At 44.3% G+C, this 309-nt stretch carries 1 tRNA gene; it reads right to left on the reverse strand.

Going from position 1 to position 309, the window contains the following annotated elements:
• Positions 1–122: 122 nt before the first annotated feature.
• Positions 123–209, reverse strand: a tRNA-Leu gene (locus tag N784_RS15840).
• Between the last annotated feature and the right edge of the window lie 100 nt (positions 210–309).

Genomic DNA, 309 nt, shown 5'->3' on the forward strand with positions numbered 1-309 from the left:
CAGACGCTCTATCCAATTGAGCTACGGGCGCATTTTTTGAATCGACAAGAACTATTATATCAAGTAAACACTTGGAATGCAACAACTTTTTTGTTTTTTATTTTTTATTTTTTGTAGCTTTATGGTGCGGCCGAGAGGACTTGAACCTCCACGGGGTTAACCCCCACTAGGCCCTCAACCTAGCGCGTCTGCCATTCCGCCACGACCGCTCAATTTATATAATTGAGCTGATGAAACATCTAATGTAATGGTTTCTTTGGTGCGGGTGGAGGGACTTGAACCCCCACGTCGCAAGACACTAGATCCTAA

The sequence above is a fragment of the Pontibacillus litoralis JSM 072002 genome (genome assembly GCF_000775615.1).
Classification (GTDB): Bacteria; Bacillota; Bacilli; order Bacillales; family BH030062; genus Pontibacillus; species Pontibacillus litoralis.